This is a genomic window from Microcystis sp. BLCC-F210, assembly GCF_042134685.1.
In the GTDB taxonomy this organism is placed as follows: domain Bacteria; phylum Cyanobacteriota; class Cyanobacteriia; order Cyanobacteriales; family Microcystaceae; genus Microcystis; species Microcystis aeruginosa_D.
In genome coordinates this window covers 4310384-4329525 of record NZ_CP169647.1, presented here as the reverse complement: position 1 = coordinate 4329525, position 19142 = coordinate 4310384, and the positions used below count along the sequence as shown (strand labels likewise).

16 protein-coding genes, 2 pseudogenes and 1 other annotated feature are annotated in these 19142 nt (G+C 40.9%); of the genes and pseudogenes, 5 read left to right on the top strand and 13 right to left on the bottom strand.

Annotated elements, in window-relative coordinates; all coding sequences use genetic code 11:
• Positions 1–27: 27 nt before the first annotated feature.
• Together rplJ and ACE3JL_RS21040 are read right to left on the bottom strand one after the other, a co-directional pair.
• A complete protein-coding gene (gene rplJ, locus ACE3JL_RS21045) occupies positions 28–576 on the bottom strand; it encodes a 50S ribosomal protein L10 (RefSeq protein ID WP_375328299.1) in 549 nt (182 codons plus the stop codon).
• Complete coding sequence (locus tag ACE3JL_RS21040) at positions 546–797, bottom strand: hypothetical protein (protein WP_271988437.1); 252 nt, start codon at positions 795–797, stop codon at positions 546–548. The genes rplJ and ACE3JL_RS21040 overlap by 31 nt, the downstream gene beginning before the upstream one ends.
• Positions 613–794 (bottom strand) — a sequence feature (ribosomal protein L10 leader region). (Overlaps the previous gene by 182 nt.)
• A gap of 391 nt (positions 798–1188) precedes the next feature.
• Here ACE3JL_RS21040 and infC point away from each other — a divergent pair.
• On the top strand, positions 1189–1719 hold the full coding sequence (gene infC / locus ACE3JL_RS21035; RefSeq protein WP_002736104.1) for a translation initiation factor IF-3: 531 nt from the start codon (positions 1189–1191) through the stop codon (positions 1717–1719).
• A 1112-nt stretch (positions 1720–2831) separates the two neighbouring features.
• Here the strand turns inward: infC and plsY are convergent.
• The 9 genes and pseudogenes from plsY to ACE3JL_RS20990 all read right to left on the bottom strand — a co-directional run bounded on the left by plsY (position 2832) and on the right by ACE3JL_RS20990 (position 12372).
• On the bottom strand, positions 2832–3488 hold the full coding sequence (plsY, locus tag ACE3JL_RS21030) for a glycerol-3-phosphate 1-O-acyltransferase PlsY (protein ID WP_150977466.1): 657 nt from the start codon (positions 3486–3488) through the stop codon (positions 2832–2834).
• Positions 3489–3825: 337 nt separating this feature from the next.
• Positions 3826–4760, bottom strand: a pseudogene (locus tag ACE3JL_RS21025) (IS630 family transposase); the annotation flags it as partial.
• 64 nt (positions 4761–4824) lie between these two features.
• On the bottom strand, positions 4825–6675 hold the full coding sequence (locus tag ACE3JL_RS21020) for a polysaccharide deacetylase family protein (RefSeq protein WP_375328298.1): 1851 nt from the start codon (positions 6673–6675) through the stop codon (positions 4825–4827).
• Between the two features lie 498 nt (positions 6676–7173).
• A pseudogene (locus tag ACE3JL_RS21015) lies at positions 7174–7277 on the bottom strand (IS1 family transposase); the annotation flags it as partial.
• 191 nt (positions 7278–7468) lie between these two features.
• Positions 7469–8110: a DUF3226 domain-containing protein gene (locus ACE3JL_RS21010; RefSeq protein ID WP_375328297.1), complete on the bottom strand. Its 642-nt coding sequence runs from the start codon at positions 8108–8110 to the stop codon at positions 7469–7471.
• Between the two features lie 2 nt (positions 8111–8112).
• Positions 8113–9222, bottom strand: coding sequence for an ATP/GTP-binding protein (locus ACE3JL_RS21005; RefSeq protein WP_375328296.1), 1110 nt, complete (start codon positions 9220–9222; stop codon positions 8113–8115).
• 63 nt (positions 9223–9285) lie between these two features.
• On the bottom strand, positions 9286–9738 hold the full coding sequence (locus ACE3JL_RS21000) for a divergent PAP2 family protein (protein WP_271988366.1): 453 nt from the start codon (positions 9736–9738) through the stop codon (positions 9286–9288).
• A 17-nt stretch (positions 9739–9755) separates the two neighbouring features.
• Complete coding sequence (gene crtE, locus ACE3JL_RS20995; protein ID WP_271988367.1) at positions 9756–10685, bottom strand: geranylgeranyl diphosphate synthase CrtE; 930 nt, start codon at positions 10683–10685, stop codon at positions 9756–9758.
• 472 nt (positions 10686–11157) lie between these two features.
• Entirely contained in the window at positions 11158–12372 is a 1215-nt protein-coding gene (locus tag ACE3JL_RS20990) for an ISL3 family transposase (RefSeq protein WP_375328295.1), read from the bottom strand.
• A 922-nt stretch (positions 12373–13294) separates the two neighbouring features.
• On the opposite strand from ACE3JL_RS20990, the gene ACE3JL_RS20985 reads away from it, so the two are divergent.
• Positions 13295–13537 (top strand): hypothetical protein, encoded by a 243-nt coding sequence (locus ACE3JL_RS20985; protein ID WP_375328294.1) that lies wholly within the window; start codon positions 13295–13297, stop codon positions 13535–13537.
• A gap of 71 nt (positions 13538–13608) precedes the next feature.
• Positions 13609–13914, top strand: a complete 306-nt coding sequence (nuoK, locus tag ACE3JL_RS20980) for an NADH-quinone oxidoreductase subunit NuoK (protein ID WP_197533180.1) — start codon at positions 13609–13611, stop codon at positions 13912–13914.
• A 66-nt stretch (positions 13915–13980) separates the two neighbouring features.
• Here nuoK and lptC read toward each other — a convergent pair whose 3' ends face one another.
• A complete protein-coding gene (lptC, locus tag ACE3JL_RS20975) occupies positions 13981–15129 on the bottom strand; it encodes an LPS export ABC transporter periplasmic protein LptC (RefSeq protein WP_375329639.1) in 1149 nt (382 codons plus the stop codon).
• 76 nt (positions 15130–15205) lie between these two features.
• A complete protein-coding gene (locus tag ACE3JL_RS20970) occupies positions 15206–16396 on the bottom strand; it encodes an HhoA/HhoB/HtrA family serine endopeptidase (protein WP_271988282.1) in 1191 nt (396 codons plus the stop codon).
• 385 nt (positions 16397–16781) lie between these two features.
• Here ACE3JL_RS20970 and ACE3JL_RS20965 point away from each other — a divergent pair, with 385 nt between their 5' ends.
• Entirely contained in the window at positions 16782–17690 is a 909-nt protein-coding gene (locus tag ACE3JL_RS20965) for an FkbM family methyltransferase (protein WP_375328293.1), read from the top strand.
• A gap of 102 nt (positions 17691–17792) precedes the next feature.
• Entirely contained in the window at positions 17793–19130 is a 1338-nt protein-coding gene (locus tag ACE3JL_RS20960) for a Mur ligase family protein (protein ID WP_271988280.1), read from the top strand.
• Positions 19131–19142 lie beyond the last annotated feature (12 nt).

Sequence of the window (19142 nt, the reverse complement as noted above, 5' to 3'; positions counted from 1 at the left end):
GTTTGTAAGTGATTGATTGGTGCGGTGTTAAGCCGCTTCTTTTTCTTCTTGACGGGCCACGGCATCGACGGCACGGGCCAAAGATGCGGGAACTTCGTTGATGCTGCGGGCGAGTTTGGCGGCAATGGCGTTGATTGCTCCAGCGGCCTGAGCGATTAACTGTTCTTTCGACGGTAAATCAGCGATCGCTTTGATCTGCTCTTCCGTTAAGAGTTGGCCTTTGGTTCCTTCTTTGAGGACACCGCCGCGCAATTCAGTTTTTTTGCTTTCTTTTTTGAACTCTTGATAGGCCTTGAAAGCTCCACCGATATCCTCTTTTACGAGCAGAAAGGCGGACGTTCCCGATAAAAGGCTTTTCATCGGTTCCCAGCCACTATCTTCAGCGATCGCCAAGCCCATCAAAGTATTTTTGGTGACTTTACAAATCGTTCCCGTGGGGCGCAATTTGCGGCGTAGATTGCTGATTTCGGCGACGGTTAAACCTTGATAGTCGATGACCATCGTTAATTGAGCTTCGCTAAGGGAGGTTTTTAATTCTTCTAGAATTACTCCCTTGCTTTCTCTGCTTCTCCCCATCCCTTGTTTACCTCCTGTATGCGGGGGACCGGTTCCACAGGCACAAAAATAACCCCTTGTAGCGCCGGGGTTGAGTGGAGAGAATTCAGTTCAGGCAAGACGAAGAGAGAAAATATCTCTTTCTTTAGTCTTTTTGTCCGCTGTTTTCTCGCTTTGACCTCGGCAGGGTATTTAAGCTGTTTTGCACCTGCTGTCTTTGGCTTAAGCCAGTCCACTACCATAACATTATCGCGGGGTTTATGTCAAGCATTTGGGAGAGATAATCTGGGCTTTGTAATTAGTCACCGCAATAAGGACAGCCTTATTGAGAACAACGAGACGTAGAAGCATTACTGGGTAAGGGTTTTTCAAGTAACAGAGGAAGTACCTAGATCTCCTTTCGAGGAGGGGGAACGCACCTTCACTGATCAATTCCTGAGAGTATGGTATCCTTGTCTGACAAAGCCGATGTACAATGGCTTATCTAGCTAAGGGCTGAGGGCTAAAAATTAACATTGCAAGAAAACTTAACAATTGGCCAAGAAACTCGATCGAGTGGGTAGAATAGCAAGTAAATCATTTTGTAAACTGCACCCGATTAATTAACCAGAATAGAGATAACCTAGAACGCCTGTGATAGATAAAAGACGCACTACTCGCGATCTCCCCCAAATTAACGAAAGAATCCGCTTTCCTGAAATCCGCGTTATCGATAGCGATGGCTCTCAGCTGGGCATTATTACTCCTGCCGAAGCTTTGCGCGTGGCCGAAGAGAAGGAACTTGATCTCGTCCTCGTCAGTGAAACGGCAAGTCCTCCTGTTTGCCGGATTATGGACTATGGCAAGTACAAGTTTGAACAGGAGAAAAAAGCCCGTGAAGCCAAGAAAAAACAGCATACTGCCGATATAAAAGAAGTTAAAATGCGCTATAAAATTGATGAGCATGACTATAACGTGCGAGTCAACCAAGCGCAACGTTTTTTAAAAGCGGGAGATAAGGTAAAAGCGACGATTACCTTCCGAGGCCGAGAAATTCAACATTCTAACCTAGCGGAAGAATTGCTGGCGCGCATGGCTAAAGATTTAGAGGATGTAGCTGAGGTACAGCAAGCACCAAAAAAAGAAGGTCGTAACATGATGATGATGTTATCGCCGAAAAAATAACTAACTAGGGTTTACTGAAAAAGTTTCTCGTGGAGGCAGTGCGTAGGCTTCGGCCGTGAGATCAGCCGAACCGCCGAACCGCTGGGGTCAATTACCTAGGGTTTGCTGGATAATGGTAAAACCCTTTTAAAATAAGGCTTTTGACCTGTTAAAATCCGATGTTAGTGCAAGAATATAGGATTGGGACATTCAAAAACCTTGCATTATTCTTTTTATAGTACATAAATTGGTACAAAAAAGGAGGGCCACAAAGCCTGAAACGACTAGCTACTGACTCCTAACCCCACCAACAAACTTTTTCAGCGAACCCTACCTAATTTTCAGAGAAAAAGTACCTGAATTTTCCCCTTGATCACTCCCAATATCCGCTGCTTTTTTATTTTCAAAAGGTCGAAAAGTCTTACGTAACAAGGTTTTTGGATGTATTCAGCAAACCTAACTAATCCAGACAAAGGGGCTAAGTCCCCTTTTTTGTTTTTCAGAAATCCCGAAGAAAAGCCAAGAATTTAAAACAAATGTATTATCCAAGAGTTAACTCATTGTTCGCTTAATTTTTTAAGGGAAGGGTTTTAAAATTGCTGTCACCTTTATTCTGTATGCTTTTTAGCGAATAAGGTAAGCATAACATTGCCGAGAGTGCGATCACCAATTGGCTCCCTCACACCCTAATCAATTCGTTAACCTCAAAATGGTCTTTTTGTACTAAGAAATATGGTTCTTCCGAACTTACACTGTAGAAAATTCCCCAAGCTCCCTCTCTGTCAAGCAATGCTCTAAAGTTGATAAATATCAATCTAACGAAAACTCAAAGCTTTAGTGTACAAGCTTTACAAAGGTAAGTTGCTGATAGTTTCACACGACAGATTCGGAAGAACCCTATAATCTGTCATTGTGAGATGGGGTTTTAAATGTGGAATTTCCCTTGTTCCAAGGCTGAAGTCTCTATTATCACCTGGGGAAAAATCCCTTTCCTTTCACAGTGGTTATTCTGACTGGAGAAAGTTATACCATTTCTCTAAATGAAAACTACACATCGAATTTAAGTCACCCTTTTTAAGGGGGATTTAGGGGGATTAAACTTCTGTAGTCAGACTTTGGAGAATTGGTATTACTTAACTTACTTCCGATGATTGCTGTACCTTCTGACCTATTTTCGGTTCCTTCCCTGCCAACAATCTTTTAATGTTGCCCTGATGACGAAGAATCACATAAGTCCCCGCCATCAAACTAAATAAAATATAGGGGAGAGGTTGACCCAAAACAACCATTAAAATATTCACAACTAGCGCCCCGATAATCGAACCTAAAGAAACAATTCGGAAAAGTGCAAGCATAACTAAAAAACTCGCCAAAGTTCCGCAAGCGACTAGGGGATTCATCACTAATAAAACCCCCAAACTGGTGGCAACGGATTTACCCCCACTAAAATTCAAGAAAATCGATTTACTATGACCGATGACTGACCCCAATCCTGCCCCAATAATTAACCAATAATACCAACTGTCTGGTAGAGGATTGACATCAATAAAATATAGCACTCGTACCAAAGCCACCGCCGCCATTCCTTTTAACATATCAATTAATAACACTATCGCCCCAGCAGTTTTTCCCAGAGTTCTCAACACATTGGTAGCCCCAGTGGAACCAGAACCATAGTCACGAATATCGATACCTTTGCTGTATTTACCGATTAAATAACCCGTGGGAATCGAACCAAGCAGATAGGATAAAAGCAAGATAGTAAGACTGATAAGAACCGGAATAAGCATAAATTAACCCCAATTGTTAGCAAGAGTGAGCGTCCTTATCAGTTTATCAGCCTGAAGACAAAAAACACTCACAAGGAACCATAGACGGGAATTGCCGCCGCGAGCAAGTCTTTCGTCCCTTCCCCCGTCAGAAAACAGATCATCGATCGCTCCAATTCATAGATGATTTAACTGGACAATTAGGCAATAATACTAAATCTGGTTATTAAAAACTGATTATACTAAATCCAGTTATTAAAAACTGATTATTTATTCCCCCTTTTGCCTCTTGCATCTTGCCTTTTGCCTATCCTGATATGTTACCTATGCTCAACGGATTTAGTATAACACCAAATTTCTAAATTCCTGACAGACATAGAGCTTCTAAAATCCAAGACCATTCCGTTAAATACCCGATAGTGTCATTGGATAAACGATTTAAAAGAGTATCAAGTTTATCTCTTAAAGCATCAAGAGATTCAAAAGTTTCCCATGCCAGAAAATTTTTCAGGTACAGCCAAACTCTCTGTTACTGGGTTAACTTCAGGACAACAAGAAGGTTGATAAAACAAGATCATATTGTCGGGAATTTCTAAGTATCCCGCCATATGTGCAGGAGCGTTATCTACTTGTAAAATATTTAATTCATTGGCAAAAGCTTGCGATAGTTGTAATAGATAGTCCCCGAAACAATCCCCATCTAAATGGGAGAATTCATAGAAGAAGCTTCTGCTCTGTCGAGGCTCTACAGCCCCGTACAGCCAAAAGCATTGGAAGTTATCTTGAAAATTACCAATCGGCTTAACTCCGAAAAGAGTTATTTTATTCCGAGCAATAGTGTGACAACCAAATCTACTTTCATCCTCGCACCAAAAACTTACTTTCTCGTAACGCTTGACTTTCTCGCTTTCCCTTTCTAGTAAAGCTTTTAGTCGTTTAGATAAGTTCACTTTAAACTCATCTACTTCGCCAGACAATTGTCTCGAATTTCGTGGTCTAGGTACTTTTAATTGAGCTTCCTAATTCCTGTTTAACGAAACGATAAACTGTTGTATAGCTGACGGAAATTTCTCGAACGACCGAGAGCCAAAAATAAATCTCTTTATAGCTAGTAAAACTCACTGGGTCTTTTAATTCGTTTTGTAAAAGACCGACTTCTTCTACCGAAATCTTTTTCGGTCTTCCTGGTGGGTTTCCTTCAGATAACAATCCCTCGATTCCTCCTTTTCTGTAAAAACTTAACCAGCGATGAATTGTTCTTTCCCCTCGTCCCATTAATACCGCTAAATATTTATCCACTTAATCATCTTTTCTATTAAGTATCTCATAGTTTTTGAAATTTGGTATTAGTGCTAACCTAACTCCCCGCAGCACAGGAATCGGCGAAAATTACGCAGGGAATTCCCACATGACTAATGGGAACAATATAGGTTTCTGTGGGGGGAAATAAAGCGACAACGTGGGGAACGGGACGGGGAGTATAATGCACTTGCGATTGACCTTGATAAGCGAGGGAGGTACTTGCCCCTGAGTCTAACATCACTGCTTCCCGAAAACCAGCCTGTACTAATAATTCTCCCAAGGACATCGAATCGATAGGGTCTCTGGAAACCCCTATTACTGGCTGTCCTGCCTGATTAATTCCCCAAAAAGCTCGGTGACGCAGGGCATCAAAACCGTAAAGTGTACCAAAGGATTCTCGCGATTGTGGTTGTCCATCTTTGACTAACCAAGCGGCTGCGACAAAAGCATCCGTAACCTTGAGATCATTTCTAGCCTCCGCTGCAATTCCTTCTAGGGTATTATGACGGGCAGGATCAAAGGGAAGATAACGCACCCATTGATCGGTAATGATTACTAAAGGACGACCCTCTAACTTGTCGATTTCTCCCTCATATCCCGGTATAAAGCCGCCATTTTCGCTTAAAACTGGCCCAATCATCTGATTTGAGTCCAATTCCTTGAGAGAGAAAAAACCGCCATCTACAGCTGCGATCGCTTCTGTGCCAGCGATAATTTCCTCCACTTGATAACGACTATCAGCGTGGATGGTTTTGGGAATTCCGCCACTAATCAATACAAGTGTATTAGTTGAAAATTCCACTTCCCGTTTTTGGACGGTGGTGGCAAAGTTAAAACCGTCATCCCTACGGGGTAAGGGATCACCCCCCCAAGCTTGCGGTACAATTTCGCGCGTGCGCGATTGCCCAAAGCGTCCAATCGTGAGTAAATCGGGGGATTGTCCAGCAAAATGCTCATCGAGGTCATTCATCGATAAAGCCGCCCGATAACCTGCTTTTTTGACGAATTCCTTCACTCGATCATCCGCCTTCCCTTCCGGATAGGTGAAATAATTAATGGGAATGCCCAATTCTTTTTCTAAGATTTGTTTCGATTGCTTGACTTCTTGCTCCAAATCTGCATCGGATAATAATCTTAAATCCCGAGGATGACTGACGCTATGGGAGACAATTTGTACTAGAGGATCGGCGGCCATTTCTTGGAGTTGTTGCCAAGTAACACTGGTTCTGCCAGTTTTTTGAGCCATTTTATTGATATAAATCGAGAAAACAGCAGGATAGTTATATTTTCTCAATAAAGGATAGACATACTGATAATGTCCCCCATAACCATCATCAAAAGTCAATAAAACCGGTTTAGCGGGAAGGGGGATTCCTGTCCGCAGATGGGAAATTAACCAATCGATACTGATGGGAGTTGCCCCGATTTCCTGCAAAAATTGAAAATGTGCCTCTAATTCGGCGGGAGTAACGTCAAAAAATACCTCTTTTTTTGGTAATATGTCGTGATACATTAAAATCGGCACTTTTGTCTCTTGAGCGCGGGGATGAATTTCCGGCCAGGGTGCTAATTCGATCGCTGTTGCCGAGTTATTTGGCCAATTATCGAGACTAATATCATTTTTTTGGAGAGATAGGGGAAGAATCACGCGGTCGGAGAGGTTTTTATAGGTTTTACAGTCAAAAATTCTCGATATATCCTTAAAAGAACTATTTTCTAGAACATAATCCGCGCATTCCGGTTGAAACTCCCTAAAAGGTGCGGGGAGATAATCACCCCCCACCAGAGCATTAGAGCGAGGATAGACAGAAATTGCCCAAATAATCAGACAAGTGACGATAAATACCAAAAATCCGTATAAGGGAAACAAGGGAAACGAAGATTTTTGCCGAGCTTGCCAACGCATAAGATCAAGTAATAAAGTAAAAAGTAGAAAAGAAGGGGCAAAAAAGCAGATAGTCCCTGATTTACCGAAAAAACTGCTTTTTATCTAGATTTTTGGCTTTTGTTTTCTCGTCAGCAAAGCCCACTGATTACAAGCTGAGTTTCCCTGTAATCTGTTCCCTTGTCAAGTTTTCTAGAACACCATCATCAGAAGGCAGGAGATAGGGGTTTAGGGGTTTAGGGAAATCTCAGCCAAATGCTCCAACTTCCCCACTTCCCCATTCCCCAATTCATAATTTATAAGGGTGCGGCTCTTTTAAAAAGATGGTAAGCTACCCGCGTATTTAAATTGCTTGTTGAGAAGAGGCAAAAGTCAATAGTAAAGGGATTGGGGGAAATTCAGCTAATCTAAGGATAGGCGGTTAAGATGCGTCTTAGCTTATCCTAATCAAAAATCAACGAAGCACGAGAGAGTGGTGATTCGGTAGTAGTGATGGCGGCTTAATCCTTTGTTTTGCTTTGCATTGTAGTCATGGATAAAATACCAAAGGGTTCCCCAACGTGATTCTCCATTTTTTTAGAGAAAGATAGACTCTCTCTCTCCAGCCGAGAAATCCGACTCTTCTAGGTTCTGTGTGATAAGTTTAACTTACAATATGATTGATCGATCTTTGTGTCCTTTGTGTCCTTTGTGTCCTTTGTGTCTTTGTGATTTGTTCCACCCCCTCGCTAGGAGGAATCTATCTTAGAATACATTTTACCCACCAAACCTGGGAGAGTCAGTGAGATGCTTCCAAGGCAAAGCCATAGATATCTCAAATCTCGTATAACTCCTGTAACCATATCAAAAAATTTGCTGATTGGGGATGGGATTGATTAAGTATTTTTTGTTTTACTGCATCGTGAAGTTGTTTCCCCGGCGGATCTTGCCAAGCTAAATAGGTATGAATATTAGCCTTATCTAGATGATAATCCCTATAGGTTGCCCCTTGTTGTTTTGCCTCTATCACCTTGTTTTGTGTATATTGCCAAAGATTATTATCGGGAACTAAATAGGCTAAAAAAGTCTCTAACATCCCTCTCGATTGATTATCGGGCATCATCCACACACCGAATTTTAACCCCGATTCTAGAGTTATAATTAATCCCGCTGCTGGTAAATTTTGAGGTAAGTTAGGTATATTTGGTAAACAGGCATTATATAAACTTTTCCAACGATTATCAGGTTCTTCGTCTGCATCTATGACAATTCCTAAATGAGTTAGTCCGTTAGGAGTTTTTAGTTGTGCAGAGATGTATTTAGGTTTTAGTAAATTTTCAACACCATCACAATTTATGATATTTAGTGGCTCTTCTCCTCTATTCCAAGTAACTCCATTTGCTTCCATTAATTGGGGAATAACTCTCAATTCCTCTGCACCTTCCACTAATAACTTTTTTGTCTCTATTTTAGGCATTGTTACCGCACCTCAAGATTACTTGTAGCGGCAATAACAATTTCTTCTGGATCAAAGATTACAGATTGGCTTTTTTCCTTATCTATCCTTTGAATAGTAATCTCGTTATCGGTAATTTTTTCTTCGGTAATTAATTCGGCTAAACTTTGCCAACAATCCCGGCTGTGAGTGGTGGCGAATACCTGAATATTGAGTTTTTTGGCGATTTCCCAGACGACTTTCCACATATCAGTCATGACAGTAAAGTGAAATCCGCTATCAATTTCATCAATTAATAAAATTCCATTTTCAAGATTAACCATCGCTAAAATTAATCCAAACATCCGCCAAAATCCATCTCCTAAACTGCCAATCGGAACTGGTTCTTCTGCTCCTTTAAGTTTAACCATAAATCCCCCACGTCCTCCCAACGTACTACTAAATACTGGAGGTTGAAATTCTGCGGTAGTCGCAATTTTTTCTATTTTAGGTTCAATGATTTTTAAAGCTTCGATAATTAGGTTATCCGTAGAGTTAAGCAGACTTTGACTGAAAAAATATCTGTTTGTATTAACTGCTATAGATTGAGGAGGAATCCAAAATAATTCTAGTTTTTTAAAATCGTGAGACGGTTTGTTATCGGTTAAATTTATCTGTAAAATTTCTTCTTTAGGTGATAAAGAATAGACTTTTTGGTGATGCTCAAATTCAACCACTAAGCAAAAACTACCTATGGATTGTAAATTATTTTTATTGACTTTAGAGAGTAGTTCTTTAGATGTAGATTGAATACTTAAAATCACCCGATTGGCTGGTTTATCTGGCTCATAAATAACTATTTTTTGATTATCCTTTAGTAAGTATTTATAGAATAAATTTTTTATCTGATAAAATTGCACTTTCGCACCGAGAAGATTAGCCGTATCTATTTCTCTATGAGAATACTCGCCCCGATGATTAAAAATTTTTTGTACTTTTCCTATATCAAATTTAGAAACATAAATAAGAATCGCTTCTAAAATAGAAGTTTTACCGCTATTATTTTTACCTACTAAGAGATTGATTCGACCAAGGTTGGCCATTTCAAAATTCTGAAAACCGCGAAAGCCTTCAATTTTTAGGGATTGTAACATAAGTGATTACCCCGGATTTTAGTTATTAAATCTAGTTTATCTCAACCCCAGAAAACACCTCAATTAATGACGGAGCATCACGATGGCGATACCGATACCTAAACTTAAACCGACCAGCACTTGAAAAGGAGTATGACCAATTAATTCCTTTAAACGTTCCTCGTTAAATTCCTTGCCCCCTTGGAACATTTCATCAATAATTTGATTGAGAATCCGGGCCTGTTTTCCCGCTGCTTGACGCACTCCGGCCGCATCATACATAACAATAACCGCAAAAAGCGCGGCGATCGCAAATTCGGGACTAGACCAACCCACCTGTAATCCTACCCCAGTAGCCAAGGCCCCCACCAGTGCCGAGTGAGCGCTAGGCATTCCCCCGGACGAGACTAGATAGCGCAGACTCACCTTACCATCGCGGATTAACTCAATCAGCGCTTTTAGTCCCTGGGCAGTGAAACAAGCTAAAAGAGAGATTAGCAGTATTTGATTGTGTAACACCTGCTGGAAGTCCTGCATAATCTCACTCGTTTAATTTAATTTTTACGATTAACAATATACTCAGCGATGGCCCGTAAAGGTTCAGCGGCTTCATCGTAGCCAGTCAATTCACCGATGGCACTATCTATTAACTGTTGAGCTTGCTGGCGAGACCCTTCTATTCCCCAGAGACTAGGATAGGTGGCTTTTTGTGCCTGTAAATCCTTACCGGCGGTTTTACCCAAGTCCTCCTTTGTCGCCGTGATATCGAGAACATCATCGATAATTTGAAAAGCCAAGCCAATATTTTCGGCATAACGGGATAATTTAGCGATATCTTCCCCTTTTGCCCCCGCTAAAACTGCTCCTGACACCACAGAAGTCTCCAAGAGAGCGCCCGTTTTGTGAGTATGGATAAAACCGAGAGTTTCTGCCGAAATATCCAGTTTTCCTTCAGATTCCAAGTCTAAAACCTGACCTCCTACCAAACCCGCTGCCCCGACAGTGCGACCTAAACGGGCAATTACCTCTAAAATCTGTAGGGGAGGTACATTACGAGTCTGGGTAGCCACATACTCGAAAGCATATGCTAGAAGACCGTCCCCGGCTAAAATAGCGATATCTTCGCCAAAAACCTTATGATTGGTTAATTTCCCGCGTCGGTAATCATCGTTATCCATGGCGGGTAAATCGTCATGAATTAATGACATAGTATGAATCATTTCTAGGGCGCAGGCGGTTGGTAAAGCCATCTCTAGGGAACCCCCCATCAATTCACAGGTAGCCACACACAAAATCGGTCGCAGACGTTTGCCGCCGGCGAGGAGAGAATAGCGCATCGCCTCGTAGATTTTGGCGGGATTGCCGATAACTAAAGAGCTATCTAAAGCTGACTCGACAATTAACCGCTTCTCCTCCAGATAGGAAGCCAGAGAAAAGCTCTCGTTTTTCCTCACTTCTACCCCTTGTTCGCCCCTAGTAACCATGTCTTGTTGTCTTGAACCGACTGCTTTTAAAACTATATCAGGAAACTCCACATCGAGGGGAATTAAACTGGCTGCTCCCTTGTCCCCTAAGCTGTTGATGCTAAATCCTTTGAGTATAGGCTACATATCAAGACAGGCAAGATGCAAAAGGAGAAATAGATAATCAGTTTTTAATAACCGGATTCAGTGTGACTATCTAAATTACCCCTTGAGACTACATGATAGCGCCAGAGTTGATGGTCTTGACATTTGTACTAATTTTCCTCAGACGGAGAGGAGCCAATTTTCTTTTCTGATGCCTATTTTCTCTTTTAACCTGAAAAAATACATCCCTCGGCCTAGTCCAAGGATTAGGGAAAAACGGGCAATATAATCGAATTTCGCGGCAGCTATCATCGGAGATGCTCAAGTTTGGCTCTCTTGGATTTGGTGGGTAAAATGTATTCGGCTCTTCGTTACCCTTTATGCTAAATCAACAGACAAGATGCCAAGATAACATACTTCTAACCCAAAAATTCCGAAAGTTTCTAAAGCCATAGGCTCTCCGTTTTATTAGTTTAAGTTTATTGTTGATTCCCTCGACCACCCCATTCGTTGTCCTTTGCTCGAAATAACTAATTATTTCTCCAAACCAGTTTCGGATTGTTTGACAACTCTTGGTAAAAACACTGGAGGATTTTGCCAACCATTCTGAGATAGATAGCAGTCCTTCTGTCGGATTCTCTGAGGTTTCATAAATCTTTCTCAATTCTTCCTTTAACTCGTGCATCTTTTTCAAACTTGGGAAATTTTCTTTGATAGCTTCTAGTTTGATTTTTTGGGTTTCCGTCAAATCTTTTTCATTTTTTAACAAGCTATATTTACTTCGCTTTAAAACTTCTAGCTTCGCTTCTTTTTCCGCTTTCTGTTTTTTATTTTTCTGCGCTTCTACGGCTCTTTTTTCTGCTTTTCTCTGTTCGTCTAACTCTTGATTAATTTGTTTCATTACATGGAATCTATCGGCGACTACCTCGGCCGATGGCATCAATTCTTTCACCAAATTTTTATAGGGCAACCAAAGGTCTATGCTGACTTCTTCAATTTGCTCTAACACCTCTTTTCCCCACCCTGTAAGCGTTTCCCTCAACTCCTCTTGTGTTCGCTTCTCTAGAATAGCTATTAGTTTTCCCGTATCTAAATTTACTAAAACCGCACAGTAATTTTTTTGTCCTTTGACTAGAGCGATTTCATCAATTCCTAGTCTTTTTAATTTCGATAGGTCTGTCTCTGTAATTTCTTCAGCTATGTCCTCTATCATTCTTTGAATCTCTTCTTCCGTTACGTCATTTCTTCGGCTAACATTTAAAATATCTCCTTCTTTTAATTGTTCGAGTATATTCTCGGCTAGTCTTTTCGTATAGGTTCGTTTCTTGGCGACAAAATCTAACTCTTCGCTAAAGGGTTTCTGACAATTACCGCACTTAAATTGACGACGATTAACTTGTAGGTACACTGGTTGTCCTGAGATTGGTAAATCTTTGACTAAATGTCGATGATTTTGGTGGAGTTTATCGCTCTCTAACCCACAACGAGGACAGATTGCTTTTTGATTTTTCGATTCGATTTGGAAAACTATACCGATATTTTCTAGGTGTAGATAGCCTTGAATAGAGGTTCCTTCTAGGTTCAAAAATTTGTCAAGTATCATAAGTAAAATACTCTGGTTTTTGGCTATTATATCAAATCTTAACTCGATTGTCTATCTTTTTGTATTAACCAGTTTGTGCCTTAAACCTTTTCCTGTATGGGTTTCAGCTATTTTTGGGCGTAGGCTCTCTCATCGAATTTTATTTTAAGTTAATTATTTGCATAACAGTTACCGAAGAGCCATGTATTCTAAGATACATTCCTCCTAGCGAGGGGGTGGAACGAACCACAAAGATACAAAGGACACCAAGATCGATCATAATATAAGTTAAACTGCTCACACAGAACCCAGAAAAGCCCAAGTTTTGATGATTTGGTCAAACTTCGGTTTTATTAGCTTGCAGTTTAGAAATTTCTCGATTAGCCTAAAAGTAGGATTATCCTAGAAATATACTGTATGCTGCTAGGGCAAATTTTAGGCGATCAATACCAAATTCAAAGGGTTCTTCCGAACTTACACTGTAGAAAATTTCCCAAGCTCCCTCTCTGTCCAGTAATGCTCTAAAGTTGATAAATATCAATCTAACAAAAACTCAAAGCCTTACTATACAAGCTTTACAAGCATGATTTGTTAATAGTTTTGCATGACAGGTTCGTTAGAGCCGAAATTCTTTTCAATAATTACTAACAAAATTGAACATCAAAGTAGTTTAATTTTAATTAGTCAAGAGCGATGTGCAGAAATGTATTATTCAGATGAAAAATTAGATTTACTTTAATTACAAGGTTTAAATAATCGGGCAATTCTCAATAATTTAGGTTCAGAAGATGAAGAAAGTTGGTTAAAAGTAGTTCAGTTATACGAAAGAAATTTATTTTATTTAAAAGATATTGCTCTTTTAATTGAAGATGTTTATCATGGTTGTGTCGGTGAGTTTTTACGAGAGGAAAATATTGTTATTACAGCAAAAATAAAGGAAAGTTTGACTACAATAATTAAGAGATTATCGCCCATTGAAAAACAAATTATTCAATCCTTAATTAACCTAGAAAAAGATTGTTCAAGAAATGAATTAAAATTAAGTTTAGATTTATCAGGGGATGACTTGATTAAAGGGTTACAATCTTTACAAAAAAGATATTTGTTAACTAAAATTCAAGAATCAGAAATCTTATTTAATTTATCTCCTGTGTTTAAAAAATATATTAAAGATACAGGTATCTAAATAAGCGGCGGTTATCATAAATTTTTTACCTCATGAACTTTGCACTGTACGGTGTTAGAGGTATTATGCAGATTCAGTTAGAGTATTATTTGTTGTTAGCGGCGGCTTTATTTTGTATCGGAATTTATGGTTTAGTCACCAGTCGCAATGCCGTCCGGGTTTTAATGTCGATCGAATTGATGCTCAATTCTGTTAACATTAACTTAATGGGTTTTTCCAACTATCTTGACCCCGCTAATATCCGAGGCCAAATTTTTACTATTTTCGTGATTACCGTAGCGGCAGCCGAAGCAGCCGTGGGTTTAGCGATTATCCTGACTATCTATCGTAACCGCGACACGATCGATATGGAACAGTTTAACCTGCTCAAATGGTAAGCTTTTAAATATTTACCCCCTCTCTCCCTTTTTTGGGGAGAGTTTTTTTTGGTTAATTTTTCCCTGTTAACGGGGATAAATCTCGGTGACAACTCGATCGGGGGAGCTACTGGTAACAACAATGTTATTATCTTCTAAAGTGCCGATCGCTTTATCGCCGGTGAGATTAAATTTTGGTTCCTGTTGTTCATAGATAATATTCCCCTCGGCCTCGACAATTTTTTCCGACATTTTCCAAGTTAAGATCTGACTATACAATTGCGCCCCAGTTTTCTGATTAATCCCCTTAACCCCATCCTTGAGATAAGCGATGCGATTGCCTAATTCCACCACCACACGATTACCAGTAATAGTGATTTGATCTTGATATTGAAAAATTTCCGTGGGGCGATCGGAAGTTAGGGTACGATTTTGATAGTTCCAAATTGCCTGAGAACCAGAAATCTGTAAAGGTGGTTCTAAAGAGCGATATTCGAGGTTTTCTTGCAGGATAACCTGATTATTTTTTCTTTCCCAACGACCGCCGATAGCAGTCAGGCGATCGATAATAGTTTTACTAATATAGCGATCAAAAGCGACTTTTTGATCGGTACTAATGACCTGTTGCGGAATTTCCCAGTACAGGCGCTCGGTTTGCAGGACGACACGAGATTCCTTAGCGGTAGCCACCACTTGACCTTGTAATTCTAGTTTTTCTTGGCGCGTGTCGTAGCGTCCTTGGCGGGCCTTGGCTTCTAGTTGTAGATGACTACCTTTGATCCCTTTGGGGGAGATTAAAATACCTTCCTTGGGTAGCCAACGCAATTCCGGCGCGTTAATAATGGCCTTATTGCGGGGATCCACAGCCACAATATTATCTTTGAGGAGAATTTCCTGGCCTTCCTTATAGACTTCCCCGCGGTCAGCACTAACCTGTAAAACTACTTTCCCATCTTGATAGATATTACCCTTGATATTTTCCAGACGGGCGATTTTTTGGTCTTGGGTGTAGGTAGCTTTTTTGACCTGAATTTTCCAGAGGGGTTGTCCGGAGGGGTTAGCCTGTTCTAAGGTGGCATTATTGAGAATTAAGCGGCCAGTTTCCTCGATTTTAGGCGATTCTGTCGGTGAAATTTTCGGCGGATCGGGAGGTTGACAGGCCGTTAATCCCAGCAAACCGATTAGAAGGGCAGCCCCGCGCCCAATTGATAGTTTTAATTGTAACCGCTGCCTCAATTTCGATCGCTCCGCTGCTATTTTCTCTCCTCCCAGTGTAGGGTAAGGAGCCGCCCCTTGACCGGTTGAAAGTAGTTCACTCGCTAGTTTTGCTGGGAAAAACCCCCGGTTGAACGGTGAGAGTTTGTTGTTTACCCCTGCGGTTAATCTCGATTTCCAGATTACCACCGATCGCACTGGTTTCCACACCTTGCTGCACATCCGAAGCGGTTTTAACGGGGTTTCCTGCCACAGTTTCGATGATATCACCCGCTTGCATTCCGGCTTTTTGAGCGGGGGAATTTTCCACCACTCGCAGGACGATTACCCCTTCATTTTGGTCAATATTAAAGTTTAATTCTTTAGTTTCGTTCAATTGCTGCCGTAATTCTGGGGTTAGCGTTACCATCTGGATACCGATGTAGGGATGTTCCGCTTTACCCTTACTAGATAGCTGTCCCGCCACTTTTTGGGCGGTTTCGATGGGAATAGCAAACCCTAAACCCTGAGCATCGGCCCGAATTGCCGTATTAATGCCGATAACTTCCCCCTTGGCGTTTAGCAAAGGACCGCCAGAATTGCCGGGGTTAATAGCGGCATCGGTTTGGATAAAACGAACCCGTTTATCGGGAACCCCCACTTCGCTGCTAGTGCGTCCTAGGGCGCTAATAATACCCACCGTCACCGTATTATCTAAGCCTAGGGGATTGCCAATTGCGATCGCCCACTCCCCTGGTATTAAAGTTTCGGCCTTGCCAAAAGTCACCGTCGGTAAATTTTCCGCCTCAATTTTCACCAAGGCCACATCGGTCATATTGTCAACCCCCAAGACTTTACCCTGATAGATTTGACCGTTTTTCAAAGTCACTTTTACTTGGGTTGTCCCTTCCACCACATGGGCATTAGTTAAAAGTAGTCCATCTGCACTAATAATAAACCCAGAACCGGTTCCCCGTTCTAAATGCTCCTTGGGAATTGGCACTTGATCACCAAAAAAGCGCCGAAAAAAGGGCTGTTTAAATTCTTCGGGAATTTGGTCGGCCACTTCCCGGGCCGAGTCAATCCGCACCACTGCCGGCCCGACTTTCTGCACGGCCTGGGCGATAAAATTAACATTACCGTCGGTTTGGGGAATAACAGGAAGAGAGAGGGAAGCGGGGAGGATTGCCGGCGGTTTATTTACCTCTAGGGGTGCTTTTCTGCTTAAATACTGATTTCCTAGCACTCCCACAGTACCACCTAGGGCGAGTAATCCCAGTGAAATCCCCAATCTTGTCAATAAACCCATAAGCTCTAGCCCTAAAATGTCGTGTGCGGTAGAATCGGCCCCAAACTTACCTATATTATAGGCTGTCTTTTTCAAAGACGAACCGCCGGGTCAGATCAAGGCTTTTTGTATTTGATGGCAGTGGCAATCACTTTGATTAAGCGTTTCTCATCAAGGTGAAGTGTAACGTATATTTGGCATCGTCTCCGCGCTCTGGTCTGCTGACTCCCCAAAAAGAAAATTTCGTATTCTACTATTAAGATAACTGCTGTAAGAATACTTCCCTGTAATCAAGTAGCTAAAACTTAACTCAGATGCTACATTTTCTGGAAATCTATTGGCTTTAAATATTGACAAAATTCTCGAAGCGTAATATGATGTTTTCAAATATTTCAAGGCTGAGTTTATGAATAATAATTTAAAGCTGGTTAATACACCTGAAGGTAAATTTTATTGTCTCGACCCGAAGACATCTAATTTATTGGAAAATCTGCGAGATTTGGCGAGTGCTTATCCTGGGATCGACGATAAAATGATTCATCCGGGGGATGTTTGCTTTGATATTGGTGCCAATATTGGCACTTTTTCAACTTTGGCAGCGCGTTTATCATCCCCTGAAGGTCGAGTATTTGCCTTTGAGCCTTGTCCAGAAACTCATCAAATTCTCTTGGAAAATCTGCGATTGAATAATGTTTCACAGTTAGTACAAGTACAAACTGATGTTATTAGTGATAATCAAAAAAGTTTTTCTATTAAAAAAGCTCCTAAAAACATGGGAGCCACCCGCTTTATTGAATTATCAGAGGTGGAGGGAGAACTATTTACTTCCACAACCTTAGATTTGTGGATAGAAAATAATTTGCATCTAAAACAGTGTGATTTTATTAAAATAGATGTGGAAGGAATGGAGATTAAAGTTCTTCAGGGAGCCAGGAAGACCTTAAAACAGTATCACCCCATTCTATATATTGAGGTTTGTTTACCCCATTACGAAAAATATGGATTTAAAATCGAGCAATTGCAAGAAGTTTTAGCAGAAATTGGCTACCATTTCTTTCGTTATTTCGCTCCTGCTCCTTTTCTAACTAACGATCTACGTCGCCTCCATTCTCTTAACCAAGGTTCTTATTTTTATAATTTAATCGCCATTCACCCTAGCAGTCCTCGCTATCCTCAAAAATACAATTCTGCACAAGAAGCTTTTCTATTTATGATTCAGGAAAAATCAACAATTACTTATAGTGAATTACGCAGAAAATTTCCGATCAGAACTACAATTAAAAAACTTGTTAGGGGAGAAAAAAAGCCAGAATAAACTGAGATTTACCCGCACTGGGAGACTAATTAGGGAACTCACCCTGTCAACCGGTCTTCTTTTAGGGGTAAAATCACGAAACAGCTATAAAAATATCACTTCATGCAATTGTTTGATCGCATCCGTTTAGGGATAGCCGTAGCGGTGGCTAAAACCGTTACTGCTGTGGTTAAAGGACTCCGTTTAGGGGCTGCCAGCGTCTTGCCGGGGGAAATTGCCCGTCGTCTCCATCCCCGTTTGTTACCGCTACTTTGTGGGCAAGTCCGACGGGGGGTAATCTTGGTGGTCGGCACAAATGGAAAAACTACCACTTCCCTACTGCTAAGAACTATTCTAGAGCGTCAAGGGGCAAAAGTCACCCATAATACCACCGGGGCGAATTTAATTAATGGTTTAATCACTGCTTTATTAGCCGATGCCAATTTATTCGGCACTTTAAAGGCTGATTATGCCATTTTAGAAGTGGATGAAAATATTCTCCCTTTGGTTTTAAAAGATTGTCGTCCTCGCGCTATTTTAGCTCTTAATTTGTTTCGCGATCAACTCGATCGCTATGGGGAAGTGGATACGATTAGTCGCCGTTGGCAAGGAGCCATATCTCCCCTACCCACCGATACTTTAGTGATTCTCAATGCTGATGATCCGACTCTTTCCCATTTGGGTCAACAACTGCCCCAAAGAGTTGTATATTTTGGCTTAAGTGAGCCAGAATTATATCTAGAAGAAATTCCCCACGCTGTCGATTCTATTTACTGTCCTAAATGTGGTGCTTCTTTGGATTATCGCGGAGTTTATCTCTCCCATTTAGGGGATTTTAGTTGTCCTAGTTGCGGCTTTAAAAAGAGTAATCCTGCTTTTCATAGTCACGATTGGCCACAGATTTTAATCGGTGTTTATAATAAATATAATACTTTAGCGGCGGGTTTAGTAGCCCAAGAATTAGGGATTAAAGATCGAGAAATTTTTGAGACAGTTCAGGGTTTTAAAGCGGCTTTTGGTCGAGCGGAAGAATTAGAAATTGAGGGTAAAAAAGTTAGAATTTTACTGTCTAAAAATCCCGTGGGTATGAATGAAACAATTCGTGCAGTGGCTGATATTTTACAGAAAGAAAGGTCTTCGACTACTCTCTTAGTTCTCAATGATCGCATCCCCGACGGTACGGATGTTTCTTGGATTTGGGATGTGGATACGGAAAAATTAACCCGTTTGGGAACAACTTTGGTGGTAACGGGCGATCGACTTTATGACATGGCTTTGCGCTTACAATATAGTCAGGATACTCTCGCTTATCCCGTTAATTTAATTGTTGAATCCGATCTAAAAAAAGCGCTCCAAATTGCCCTTAATAACACCAAAAATGAGGAAACTTTACATATTTTACCCACCTATTCTGCTATGTTAGAAGTACGAGAGATTCTCACAGGTAGAAAGATTTTGTAGAAATTAGAAAAG